Annotated in this window: 10 protein-coding genes; 4 read left to right on the top strand and 6 right to left on the bottom strand. The window is 70.2% G+C overall.

Annotated features, from left to right (window positions below):
* Nucleotides 1–13: 13 nt before the first annotated feature.
* On the top strand, nt 14–220 hold the full coding sequence (locus VT50_RS07360; RefSeq protein ID WP_075200576.1) for a hypothetical protein: 207 nt from the start codon (nt 14–16) through the stop codon (nt 218–220).
* 374 nt (nt 221–594) lie between these two features.
* Here the strand turns inward: VT50_RS07360 and VT50_RS07355 are convergent, their stop codons facing one another.
* Complete coding sequence (locus tag VT50_RS07355; RefSeq protein WP_046090546.1) at nt 595–1,938, bottom strand: endonuclease domain-containing protein; 1,344 nt, start codon at nt 1,936–1,938, stop codon at nt 595–597.
* A gap of 440 nt (nt 1,939–2,378) precedes the next feature.
* Here VT50_RS07355 and VT50_RS07350 point away from each other — a divergent pair, with 440 nt between their 5' ends.
* Entirely contained in the window at nt 2,379–2,567 is a 189-nt protein-coding gene (locus tag VT50_RS07350; protein ID WP_046090545.1) for a hypothetical protein, read from the top strand.
* Between the two features lie 25 nt (nt 2,568–2,592).
* Here VT50_RS07350 and VT50_RS38975 read toward each other — a convergent pair whose 3' ends face one another.
* Entirely contained in the window at nt 2,593–2,817 is a 225-nt protein-coding gene (locus VT50_RS38975; protein WP_143645190.1) for a hypothetical protein, read from the bottom strand.
* 725 nt (nt 2,818–3,542) lie between these two features.
* Between VT50_RS38975 and VT50_RS07345 the strand changes: the two genes are divergently transcribed.
* The gene (locus tag VT50_RS07345; RefSeq protein ID WP_078841015.1) at nt 3,543–5,513 is read left to right on the top strand and encodes a RiPP maturation radical SAM C-methyltransferase; all 1,971 of its coding nucleotides are present in this window, start codon (nt 3,543–3,545) and stop codon (nt 5,511–5,513) included.
* A 197-nt stretch (nt 5,514–5,710) separates the two neighbouring features.
* A complete protein-coding gene (locus VT50_RS07340) occupies nt 5,711–6,295 on the top strand; it encodes a DUF5825 family protein (RefSeq protein WP_240529074.1) in 585 nt (194 codons plus the stop codon).
* Nucleotides 6,296–6,866: 571 nt separating this feature from the next.
* Here VT50_RS07340 and VT50_RS07330 read toward each other — a convergent pair.
* The 4 genes from VT50_RS07330 to VT50_RS07315 are packed head-to-tail and all read right to left on the bottom strand — an operon-like array spanning nt 6,867 to nt 11,996.
* Nucleotides 6,867–7,874: a Rieske (2Fe-2S) protein gene (locus VT50_RS07330; protein WP_046090543.1), complete on the bottom strand. Its 1,008-nt coding sequence runs from the start codon at nt 7,872–7,874 to the stop codon at nt 6,867–6,869.
* Complete coding sequence (locus VT50_RS07325; RefSeq protein ID WP_079343781.1) at nt 7,871–8,902, bottom strand: phytoene/squalene synthase family protein; 1,032 nt, start codon at nt 8,900–8,902, stop codon at nt 7,871–7,873. Before VT50_RS07325 ends, VT50_RS07330 begins: the two co-directional genes overlap by 4 nt.
* Nucleotides 8,899–10,662 carry a phytoene desaturase gene (locus tag VT50_RS07320; RefSeq protein ID WP_046085614.1) on the bottom strand — a complete coding sequence of 588 codons (1,764 nt, stop codon included), beginning with the start codon at nt 10,660–10,662 and terminating at the stop codon, nt 8,899–8,901. The genes VT50_RS07325 and VT50_RS07320 overlap by 4 nt, the downstream gene beginning before the upstream one ends.
* Nucleotides 10,659–11,996 (bottom strand): polyprenyl synthetase family protein, encoded by a 1,338-nt coding sequence (locus VT50_RS07315; RefSeq protein WP_046085613.1) that lies wholly within the window; start codon nt 11,994–11,996, stop codon nt 10,659–10,661. Before VT50_RS07315 ends, VT50_RS07320 begins: the two co-directional genes overlap by 4 nt.
* Nucleotides 11,997–12,231: the final 235 nt, after the last annotated feature.

Here is a 12,231-nt window from a genome sequence, read left to right as displayed (position 1 = left end):
GAGACGATCCTCTGTGACGCCCTCGGCCACCATCACGCTCACCCTCGTCGAGGGCCGGATGAAGCCCGGCGCGTACGTCTTCGAGGAGCGCACCACCCGCGTCCTCGGCCGCTCCACCGACTGTTCGCCACGACTGCCCGACGACCCCGACCAGCGACATCAACGGCGACCACAAGGAGGACTACGGGGACTCAGCCATCATCTACGACGGTGCGGCTGACGGCTGGGGTCTCGAGACACCGTGGTCAAGATGCAGATCTGTCTCGTGCGCGGCCAAGCAGCCGCGTGCACGGTCAAGGAGGTCACACGGTAGCCGTAAGCCGCAGCACGGGGCGTACATCGCTAACGGCAAGGGCAGGACCATGAACGTGAAGGTCATCGCCTGACGTCAGATGCGGGGAGATCCCGACTACGCGGACTGCGCGGGCCCGACCGCTACGAGTGCGTTCTGGCACATCGAACAGGCCATCTCCTGGGGCACATCGCCTGCCGTTACCCCCCTCCGCTGCACATTCGCGGGGGCGTGCGGGATGACCCTGTCGGGGGCCAGCAGTTGCGAGGGGACGTTGGGGTGTCAGGTCTCCCGGTGCCCGCTCAGAACAGTGCCAGACCCTCGCCGCTGACGTCCGCAATGACGGGCCGGGGCTGGGCAGGGAGTCCGTCCAGACGGTCGGGACCGGCCGCGGCGGCCACAGCAGGAGCCGTCTCGGCCAACCAGACACCAAACCGCTCGGCGGCTTCGCGGTAGGGGATTCGCGCCAGGACACGGTGCTCGCCGGAGGGACAGAAATCGACCGCGACGGTGAGCAGGCAGGAACGGGGCGCGTTCTGGCTGCCCGTCCAGGACACGCGCAGAACACCGCAGGGTTCGCGTCCGCCGGGGGCGCGGTGGGTCGGGCGCAGCGATCGGCAGGCTATGTGGGCGGTCCATGCGGCGAGGTGCGGCAGCGGCAGTGTGGTGCGTGCGCGGCAGCCGGGGCAACGGTGCCAGTGGCGAAGCCAGTCGTCGGCATCGGTGTGGAAGAGGCGTGTGTAGCGGTTCGCCACGCGGATGTCGTTGCTGTACAGGTGGTCGGGGCGCTCCTGTGTGTTGCAGGACTGGCAGACGGGGGCGCGGACGTAGCCGTGTTCGTGGCAGTGGTCGAGGACGGCGGCGGGCGCGGTGCGGCAGACGGCACACCCCCATCCGGCCACCCTGCGGGGGGTACCGGGTTTCCTGCTGAGCACCGAATACAACTGGCCTTCCAGCTCTCCGTTGTACAGACGCGGTGAGGCGGTGGGGCCCTCGATGCTCGTCGTCTGCCGACCGTCGGCGTCTCCGGCCTGCCGGGGGCGGGAGGGCGGCTCGGTGGCGGCTGCGCCTGCCTGGTGGGCCCGCGCGGCTTCCACCCACCGTGTTTCGTTGTGCTCGGCCGCATCGAGCAGCCTGACCACAGCGCGCGGCAGCCACCACGTCCGCCGCGTCCCGTCGCGGATCCGCTCCACGAGCATCTGTCGCCAGTCGATCCCGGCCAGATGGTACGGCCGGCCGACTTCACCTCGTGCTGCACGCTCGAGGCCGCTCGGCTCCCGCAGTTCCCCCGCGATGCGCCGGCGCCAACGCAGCTGCGTTTCCTCGTCACGCCCCTGCCTCGGCACCTCACGAAACGGACCGATGCGGACGAGGTCCCGCCGATCCATCCCCACCGCGTTCAGTTCCGCTGCCGCCCGGCGCACCTCAGCCTCCGGAACACTCCACTGACCGCTGCTTGTCCTCACCGTCGCCACCACATGGCCGCCGAGCAGGGCGTACCCCACCCGGGCCTGGGCAGGGGAGCAGGTGAACGCCCCGGGAGCCGTCGGCACAGCACTGTCGGCCGTCAAATCGACCCACAGAGCGTCCGCGGCACCCAGGCTGATCAGGCCGTCCGTACGACCGGGCATGGCACGCTCTGACATACCGACAGGCTAACGGCCCGCAACGCGGCAACGGGCTCCCACCTCCCCGGACAGCCGGAGGACCGCAAACCCCGGGCCCTGGGCGCAGGACGGCTAGTCCGTGACGGCGCCGACGAGGGTGCCTCCGACCTGGCCTCGTGGTCGCCGAGGGCACGCCCGAAGAGGTCGCCGCTGTACCAACCAGCCGCACCGGCACCTTCTTGCGCGGGATCCTCGGCCCCGACGGCGTCGCTGAGACGCCACCAGGGAAGGCCCGCTCCAGGACAGCCCGGAAGACGGTCGCCAAGAAGTCCTCAGCGGCGCCGAGGAGAACCAAGCGTGTCCGCGGCGACCCAGGCCAACGGCCAGCACCGCGGCCGCCGGACGGACCTTGGGGCGGTCACAGGACTCATCCAACACGGTCTATGGAGACGTCAACTCGTTGCGCAGGCTTGTCCGGGGTGCAACCGCAGGTGCTGGCGGTGATCGAGCACGCCAGCCGGCGCATCCAGATCCTGGGGGCGACCACGCACCCGACCGCCTCATGGGTGACGCAGGCCACCAAGAACGTGGTCATGGACCTTGAGGACTGGGGCTGCCGGGAGCGGTTCCTGTTCCGGACTGGGACAGGAGGGTCGGCCCGGCGCTGACCGCCGGGCCGACCCTCACGCTCACTCAGTCCTGGTGCGGCCGGTAGGGGTAAACGACCTTGGACGACTCGCTTCCCTGCTTCTTCGGATCGCCATGAACGATGGTCTTCTTCATGAACATCACCTCCACTTTGCCTCCGTGATCGAAAATGACCTCAAATCGGCCACCCCTTACCACCTCGCGCAGGAAAGGAGAGGGGTAGGGGGTCTGACTCCACTTGACGCGCGAGGCCGTTGCAGCAGAGGTCACGACGCCAGCGGAAAAATAACGAACTCCACCCAAACGGGCCGTCGGTCGCTATGCCTGACAGGCTTTCAGTTCCAGGCACCCGCAAATGCCAGAGCCCTGATCTCATCTGTTTATTTGTTCGACCGGGAGGATCCCATTGACACTTGGCGCTGTCAATAGCCATGAACTGCAGCCCCGAACGGGGCGGGCCTGCGCAGACTGCCGCCCCTGGCACTGGGACAACTGCTCAAGGCGGGACTGGAAGCAGCTCGCCCACCCTTGTCCACTGAGTCTCACCATCCTGTCCAGACATAAGACCGCAGCTCCTCAGAACACACTCCTCATCCCCCAGGCGAGCACCTACCGGCAAATACATGCCCAACGGGGTGTTCCATGACAGGTTTGGCATAAAAGTCCAGCGGTAGCGGCGCTTACCTCCGCCTTCGGCTTCATGGCCGCAGCGGCGGCTGGTCATCAATGTGGTGCCGGTCAGGCGGGGGGAAGTTTGGGGTTCGTCTGGTATATCACCTGATCGCCCCCCTGCTGACGGGCGACACCGCCGCTTCCCGCAATGCGCGTTAATCATTGACAGCCCAAAGTACTGGTGGCATAGTCCCGCTGAAAATGAGCAGTTGCGCTCAGCAGATCATGAGACATCTGGATACACGTCAGCCCCCCGAGACATCGGCGCACCTACCGACAAGACGCTCGCCCCGATCTGTATGACGACCACACAGGGAGGCGTCATGCGCGTACTTCTGATCAATATGCCATGGGCACCACTCGAAACCCCCTCCCTCGCGCTGGGCATACTCAAGCGCGCTGCGGCGGAGAAGGTACCCGGCACTCAGGCCGAAGTCCTGCATGCCAATCTCGAATACATCGACTGGATCACCAGCCGGACCGAGTTCACCCGGGAAGAATACGACTACTACGCTCTCTCCTCATACTTCCTCGGTTGCGGAGACTGGGTTTTCTCCTCCGCGCTCTACGATGACCCGGAGTGGAAAAACGAGGAGTTCACCGAGGCCATGCGGGAGGAACTGAGCGAATCCCGGATGGCCCTGACCCATGAGCTACACGCCAGCGCTCCGGAGTTCATCGAGGAACTGGCGGAACGGGTGGTCGCCGAGGCCCCCGACGTGGTCGGGTTCACCTCGTCCTACCAGCAGAACGTCGCCGCACTGGCCGCCGCCAAACACATCAAGCGGCTGGCGCCGGAGACGGTGGTGGTCATGGGGGGCGCCAACTGCGACGCCGAGCAGGGGGCGGCTGCCCACCGCAATTTCCCGTTCGTCGACTATGTCGTACGGGGCGAAGGCGATGTGGCCTTTGTTCGGCTTCTCACCGCGCTGCGGGACGGCGCCACACCGACCGCGATTCCCGGGCTGTGCTGGCGTAAGGCCGACGGGACCTCCGTCGCCACCCCGATGAGTACCGTGCCACTGCCGCCCGGCGCCATTCTGATGCCCGACCACGGCGGTTACTTCGAACGGTTCGCCGCCTCCGCCGCCCGGAACTGGACCGAGCCGCTGCTCGTGGTAGAAGGCGCCCGCGGCTGCTGGTGGGGCGAGAAGCACCACTGCACGTTCTGCGGCCTCAACGGCTCGTTCATGGAATTCCGCAGCAAGAGCCCGGACACTTTCTACGACGAGATCATCTCGCTCGCCCGGGAACACCAGGTACTGGACATGTATGTCGTGGACAACATTCTCGACATGGGCTATCTTACGTCGCTGGTTCCGCGCCTCACCGAGAGCGGATACGACCTGCGGCTGCGGGTCGAGATCAAGGCGAACATGCGCAGAAGCCAGTTGCGGGCCCTGGCCGAGGCCGGAATCATCCATGTGCAGCCCGGTATCGAAAGCCTCAACAGCCGGGTGCTCGGCCTGATGGACAAGGGCGTGAGTGGGTGCCAGAACGTGCGCATGCTGCGGGACGCCGCCGAGGTCGGACTCTCCGTCGCCTGGAACTATCTACGGGGTTTCCCGGGCGAGCGCGATCAGGACTATGATCCGATCATTGAGCAGATACCTGCCGTGGAACATCTGACGCCATCGGCCGAGGCATCCTCGCCGATCACCATCGAGCGCTTCAGCCCGTACTTCAACCGTCCAGAACTCGGATTCTCCCAGCTCCGGGCAAAGAAGCACTACCGATTCACCTACGACCTGCCCGAAGAAGAGCTGTACGACCTCGCCTACATCTTCGAATCACAGCCCCAGGGCATCGGTGAAGAGACCGCACAGCGCCTCGACGACGCGCTTCAGACCTGGCGAGACGTACACCCGGCCAGTCGGCTCACCCACCTCGACCTGGACGACCGGATCGTCCTGGTCAACCAACGCCGCGCCTTCGACTGGAACACGCTGGAACTGACCGAGCCACTGGAAATCGCGGCCTTCCGCCTGCTCGACCGGCCCCGTACACCGGCTGCCCTCATCCGTGACCTGGCACGGAACTTTCCGGAGCGGCCAGCCGCCGAGAAGACCCTGGAGAACACCGTCTCCGACCTGCTGAAGCACTGGCTGCGCCTGGGCTTGGTCTTCACCGACGGTGGTCAGTACATTCACATCGCTCCCCGCGCGGTCAACGGGGAACTGCTGCGCCTCAACGTCGAGCGGCGTCCCGACCACTGGGAGGTCAGTGACGACGCCGAGGCCGAGGAGGGGACCGGCCCCCGCCTTGCCGCGGCCCTGGCGTACGACGGGCCCTGAAGTGTCCGCCGAGGCCACGCCTCCACCGCCCACGAGTCCACTGTCCACCGCTCAACGCCGCCCACTGCCCCTATCTGGAGGACCTTGTGCGGGCACCAGAGGATCCAGCCCGGAAAACAGACGTCGCCTCTCCGGCGTTTCCACTGACCGTCAAGGCCTGGCTGGACCACGACCCAACCGCTTGCACAATGACCGGCATGTCTCTCGGCGAGATCGAGGTGACGGGCACCGGGACCGAAGCGGCAGAGCAGCTGTGGGGTCTCGGTGCCCGGCGAGTGCGGTTGCCGAACGTGATCGACTTCACGGATTCAGCGGAGGCCGCCCGGACCGTTCACGCGATCTGCCTGGTCAGGGACCTCACATCACTGGCCGTCCACACCGACTGGCAGGTGCGCCTGACCACGGAGACCGGCACGGATGACGGCTGGCTTCCGTTCAGCCACCTGCACCCACCGCGGGCCGTGCTCGGGGTGCCCCACGGCGAGGAGATCCTGCACCGCTGGCGGGAGGAGCACTACATCTGCAAGTGCCTCTGGCGGCAGGGCCCCGGGTTCGTACAGATCCGGGACCGGCGCTGGGGCGAACTGCGCCGCTTCACTGTTGACGAGGCCGACTATCAGAGGGCCATCGCACTGCTCACCACCGGCGCACCGGTCTCGTCCATAACCGCGTCGGCCCTGGCCGACTTCCGGGAGGAGAAACTGATCGGCGAGATCGGAGAACTGGCCTGGTGGCAGCCGTACCGGGTCCGACGCTGGATGGAGGAATCCATCATGATCTGACGGCCGCGGGCGAGAGCGGCCGTATCGGTGCAGAGGAGGGGAGGTGACACCATGAAGAAGGATGTCGTGCACGACGACCCGAAGGGCAAGGCCAACAAGCCTTACAGAATGGTCCTGGTCTACAAGTGACCACACCATCCGGTAGAGGAGTCGGCCCCACCAACACCGGGTCGGCTCCTCCATTTTGGACCGCCGATGGCTTCGTACCTGGATAGCCATCTCTGCGCTTGCCGAAAGATCCGTCCGCCCCGTGGGAGCCAGTGAGCGGGGGTATTCGGGCTTCGCCGGTGATCGGTTGAGACGCGCTCACCAGCTCGTGCTGGAGCAGCAACTCGGCAGGGAGAGGGGGCGGTCCGCTCCGGATCGCCCCGGCACCGAGCGGGCCTGCGGCACGTGGGCCGACTTCCTGCGTCCCCGGGCCGATGCCCTGCTGGCTTGCGGCCTTCTAACGGCCACCTCGTCCGGAGGCCGACTGTACGTGTTGGCGGTCATCGAGCACGCCAGCATACGAACCGCGAATAACCTGATCAGGGCATCCGAGCACGCGGAGGGGGAACGCCGCGCACGCCGCTCAGCCCGGGAAGCGGCCCGTCGACCGCAGCTGCCAGCGCCGCTCGGCGTAGGCCAGGTCGTCCCGCCACAGCCGCCGGGCCGCGGCGCGCATCAGGGGGCGCAGCAGCGGCGCGGCCCGGCGGGCGGCGGCGAAGCCCCGACGGTCCGAGGCGGCGACCACCGCTTCGATGACGGCGGTGCGAGGGTGACCGGACTCGTCCACACCGAGCGGGGTGGCGTGGGTCTCCACGACGGAGCCCGCGCCCTCGCCCTCGGTGATGTGCATGGCGACAGTACGGGGCTCGGGCGCGGAGAAGACGGCGCGGACCGGCACGACCAGCCGACCCGCCACCTTGAAGGACACGACGACGGTAAGGGCGACCGCGCCGTCGTCCGCCGCACAGGCCGGGACGCCGGGCGTGTCCACGACCGTCAGGTCGACGAACGAGTAAGGGTGGAACCACGCCCCGTGCCATGGATCGAGCCGGTTGGCCACCACGTCCTCCGGCTCACAGACACCCACCCCGGCGTAGACGGCTCTCAGGGCGCGCGGGAGCTCGGGCCGCCGCGGTACGACCGGGGCGTCCAGCGGCTCCTCCCCGCCCACCGTGTCCAGCCGCACCCACACCAGCACCCCGTCGTTGTGCACCGGCAGCGGCGACCAGCCCGCGAACGGGCTGCCGTCCAGGGCGAGCCCGTGCCAATGGCACACCAGCGTGCCGCGGCGCACCGGACTGTCCCGCAGCGGCGCACCCAGGTGCGGGCAGATCCCCGGTCCGCCGACGAGACGCCCGTCGGGCCCGCGCCACACCACGACCTCCTGACCCGCCACCGTCCGCGCCAGCTTGCCGTCCCCCCGCAGGGCACCGGAGGCGCCAACGACGTACCAGTTGCCGGACGGACGGGCCCGCGCCCGCTTCAACGCCCCGGCGATCAGCGCGGGCCGCGCCTCGCGCCAGGTGGGCAGCTGGCGCTCCCAGGGCGTGGCGTGGCGGCGCAGCGACAGCGGCAGAGCACGGCGGTTCACGCGGCCTCCACGGCGGGGCGGACGGCCATCGGCGACGAGGGCTCGGCTGCGGTCAGGGGGTGGGCGAAAACGGGCGGCCGGTGCCCGAGACCGGCCCGCGCACACAGCCCGGCCGCCGCCACCCTGGCCAGCCCGTCGACGGCGACCACCGCCCTGCGTCGTCGCGGCACCACCGACCGCCGGTGCAACACGGAGTAGCCGTCTCGGGCGACGGTGTCCAGAATGCCGCCGTACAGGACGGTCGCAGCGCGGATGCAGGGCCGCGCCACCGGTTCGAGCAGCTCGATGCCGGGCACCGCCGCCCGGTAGACGCCGCGGGTCAGCGCCTCGAACTCCTTGAGCGCGGCGGTGATGCGGCGGTCCGGGAGGCCGGTCGCGCGGCTTTGGACCAGCAGCTCCCGGTCCACGCCGTGACCGGCGAGCAGGTCGGCGGGCAGGTAGACGCGCCCACGGTCCAGGTCTTCGCCGACATCTCGCAGGAAGTTGCTCAGCTGGAAGGCGACGCCGAGCGCCGCGGCGTACGGCGCGGCCTCTTCCCGCGGCACCACCGTGCCCAGCACCGGCAGCATTTCGAGCCCGATCACCGCGGCCGAGCCCTGCATATATGCGCGCAGGTCGGCGTAGGTGGGGTAGGCCGTCACGACCAGGTCGGAGCGCATAGCGGTCATGAAGTCCCGGAAGTGGGCGTGGTCGATGGCGTAGCGGCGGGCGGTGTCGGCGAGCGCGTGCACCACCGGCTCGCCGCTGCTGCCCCGCCGCAACCCCTCCTCCAGCTCGCCCTGGAACCGGCTCAGCGCCCGCGCCCGCACCTCCGCTCCGGCACCGGGGTCGAGGGAGTCGACGATGTCATCGGCCCAGCGGGCGAAGCCGTACAGGGCGTGCACGGCGGGTCGGCGCTCAACGGGCAGCAGCCGGGTAGCGAGGAAGTAGGTCTTGCCGTGCCGGGCGTTGAGGGCACGGCAGTGGTGGTAGGCGGCACGCAGCGACGGATCGGTGATCCCGGCCGCGTCGAGCTCTCGATCGGTCATCGGGTCCTGCCTTCGGTCGCGGGGGCCATGGGGTCGGTGAGGTCGGCTGGGGGGCTCCCCGGCGCCGGGGACCGAAGTGTGGCGGCCGGGGACTTCGGTGTGGAGGCCAGCGGCTCCTGTGCGTCGGCCGGGCAGCCGCCGGGGGCCTCAAGCGCTCGCGCGGTGGACGCCGTCTCCCGGGTGACGGCCCGGAACACACCCGGGGCAGAGGAAGCCGGGCGAGCCGGGGCGCAGGCACTCCCCGGCAGGGCGGCGGTCGCAGAGGGGCGCGAGCGGGTGTGTGCACCGGTCACGCGGGCCGCGGCCAACTTGCCCGACAGCAGCACGGTCGGCACGCCCACGCCGGGCGTGGTGCCGCAGCCGGCCAGAACCGCGTTCTCCACGTCGCGCACCAGGTTGCGCGGCCGGAACGGACCGGTCTGGGCGAAGGTGTGGGCGGCAGAGAAGGGTGTCCCGGCAGCGTGCCCCTGGGTGTGCCAGTCGGCGGGGGTGATCAGGCACTCCTCCTCCATGGCGGCTTCGACGCCGTCCAGTCCGCGTCGCTCCAGCTCCCGCAGCAGCGTGTCCCGGTAGCGCGGGCCGAGGTCGGACCAGGCCGCCGCGTGCGGGCCGATGTCCGTGTTGGGACAGGGGACGAGGATGTAGTGGAGGTGGCGGCCCGGCGGCGCGAGGCCGGGGTCGGTGGCGGTGGGGCGGGTGATGAGCAGCGACGGGTCGCTCATCAGCCGCCCGGCGCGGGTGAGTTCGTCGAACGTGGTGTGCCATGCCGCGCCGAACGAAATCGTGTGGTGGGCGAGGTGGGGCCAGGTGCGGTCCGTACCGGCGTGCAGCACGACCGCGGAGGGTGAGTGGCGCAACTTCAGGGGTCGGCGTGGTCGGCGGCCGAGCAGCCGGTAGGCAACGTGCAGGTCCGGGGTGAGGACGACCGCGTCGCACGGGATGCGGCAGGTGTCGGTGACGACGGCCGTGACGCGCCTGCCCGACCGCTCCAGACGGTTCACCCGTTGCCCGAACTTCAGCTCGGCGCCCGCGTCGGCGGCTGCCTCCGCCATCGCCCGCGGAAGGGCGTGCATACCGCCCCGGGGGAAGTACACGCCGGCGACGGTGTCCATGTAGGCGATGACCGCGTAGGCGGCCAGCGCCCGCGCCGGGGGCACACCCGCGTACAGGGCCTGGAAGGAGAACACCCGGCGCAGCCGCTCGTCGCTCAGGAAACGGCCGATCCGGGCGTCGAGGCGGCCGAAGCCGCCCAGCGCGGCCAGCCGGGCGAGGTCGGCGTTGAGCAGGCCGAGCGGCGAGTCGAAGTTGACGTCGATGAACCGGCGCAGCTGAGTCCGGTACAGCCGCTCCAGCCAGTCGCGCAGCCGCCGGTAGCCTGCCGCCTCGGCCGGTCCGGCGAACCGCTCCACCTCCGCGGCCATCGCGTCCGCTCCGGTGTGCACGTCAAGGCTGCTGCCGTCCGCGAAGCAGGCCCGATAGGCCGGGTGCAGGGGGACCAGCTGGACCCGCTCGTACAAGCTGTCGCCGACGGCGGCGAATGCCTCGTCGGCCAGCTCCGGCATGGTCAGCACGGTCGGCCCGGTGTCGATCCGGTAGCCGGCCAGGTCGAGGCGTCCGGCCCGGCCGCCGGGCAAGTCCTCGCGTTCGACGACGGTGACGCGGCGTCCGGCGCCCAGCAGGTGCAGCGCCGCCGACAACCCGGCGAGTCCGGCGCCGACGACCACCACGTGGTCCGTGGGGCCGGACAGGGCGCGGGTCATCGGCCGGTCCCCTCGGTGTCGCTGGCCTGATGTCCGCGGCGATCGTGCGCGTGCCGCGGGGGCACCGCGGCATCCCCGCCCGGCCGCGCCCCAGCCGCCGCGAGCAGCAGACTGCGCAGTGGGCCGGTGCCCTCCGGGTCGAGCAGGGCGCCGTCGAAGTGCCCCAGCCCTCGCGCGGCAAGCCGGTCGATCTTGGTCTCCACGGTGTCGCGCGTCCCCGTCGCGACCAGCATGTCCCGCACCTCGTCCAGACCGCGCTCGGTGAGCGCCGCGTCACCGAACCACCGATTGAGCACGGCGAGCGCGGCGCCGTCGCCCGCGGCTTCGGCCCGCGCACGGGCGACCGCGGCCAGATAGGTCGGCTTGCCCTCCCGGATATCGCCGCCGCACGCCTTGCCGGTCTCCCGTGGGCCGCCGAAGACGTCGTCCAGGTCGTCGCGCAGCTGGAACGCCAAGCCGACACAGCGGCCGACGTCGCGCAGCCGCCGCAGCGTCGCGTCGTCCGCGCCCGCCACGGCGGCCCCCAGGGTGAGGGGCCGCTCCACCGAGTACAGGGCGCTTTTCAGGCAGGCGGCGCGCAGCGCGCGGGACGGGGACCGCGCGGCGGTGATCTGCCCCTGTACATCCAGGTACTGGCCCGCCACCATCTCCGTGCGCATGTCGCCCCACAGCCGCCGCACCACCACCCCGGTCCAGGGCGACAGCGGCGTTTCGGCCACCAGGTCGTCAGCCCAGGCCAGCGCCAGATCCCCGGCGAGGACTGCCGCCGAATGCCCGAACCGCTCGGCCCGCTCGAGCCCCACCCGGTCGGCGTACCGATCGGCCACGTCCGTGTGCAGCGCGGGACGGCCGCGCCGCAGCACCGCCCGGTCCATCACGTCGTCGTGGACGAGCGCGCAGGTCTGGAGCAGTTCCAGGGCGCCTCCGATCCGCAGGGCTGCTGCCGCGGACGCCGGATCCCGGCCGGCACAGGCCCGCGAGGCCCACCACACCAGCTGCGCGCGCGTGCGCTTGCCACCCTCCAGGGTGAAGCGTGTCATCCGTTCGGCCAGTTCCCCGGCGAACAGCGGATCCGCCCGCCGAGCGCGGTGCAGGCGCTCCGCCAGTACGTGGTCGAGCATCCGGCCGACGGCGCCGGGCACGTCGGCGTCGACCTGACGCACCTCGGCGGACCCGGCGGGAAGCGGCCCGCTCGCCGCGGGCGGCGACTGCGTCGTGCCGTGTCCCGCGTCGACCACCGGCCCGCGCGGAAGTGACGCCACGGACGTCTCCGCCACCGCGGCCGGGCTCGGCGGCGCGGTCGGGGGGTGGTCCTTCGCGTGGGTGGGACGCATCCTGGTTCCCTCCGTCGGGTCCGTCACACGTCTGCTTCGGCGCGGGCGGCGCGGACGGATGCGCGAACCCCACGCGATCACGGCGACCACCGCCCCTTCACGGTGCCGCCTCCGGCGCTCGGGCGCTCGCCGTCAGGCGGTGCTCTGCACCCACCGGGGTACACAATGGGTAAAACCATGCCGGATCATCAGGTAACGCGCACCGTGTGCCACCTCTGCGATTGGCACACGTCCT

The sequence above is a fragment of the Streptomyces antioxidans genome, assembly GCF_000968685.2.
Taxonomy (GTDB): Bacteria; Actinomycetota; Actinomycetes; order Streptomycetales; family Streptomycetaceae; genus Streptomyces; species Streptomyces antioxidans.
The sequence above is the reverse complement of the archived record's forward strand: the minus strand, read 5'-3'. Positions and strand labels throughout refer to the sequence as shown.

Coding starts and splice junctions, on each gene's coding strand:
- VT50_RS07355 (WP_046090546.1), bottom strand. CDS start 1,938: ATGTCAGAGCGTGCCATGCCCGGTCGTACGGACGGCCTGATCAGCCTG.
- VT50_RS07345 (WP_078841015.1), top strand. CDS start 3,543: ATGCGCGTACTTCTGATCAATATGCCATGGGCACCACTCGAAACCCCC.
- VT50_RS07340 (WP_240529074.1), top strand. CDS start 5,711: ATGTCTCTCGGCGAGATCGAGGTGACGGGCACCGGGACCGAAGCGGCA.
- VT50_RS07325 (WP_079343781.1), bottom strand. CDS start 8,902: ATGACCGATCGAGAGCTCGACGCGGCCGGGATCACCGATCCGTCGCTG.
- VT50_RS07320 (WP_046085614.1), bottom strand. CDS start 10,662: ATGACCCGCGCCCTGTCCGGCCCCACGGACCACGTGGTGGTCGTCGGC.
- VT50_RS07315 (WP_046085613.1), bottom strand. CDS start 11,996: ATGCGTCCCACCCACGCGAAGGACCACCCCCCGACCGCGCCGCCGAGC.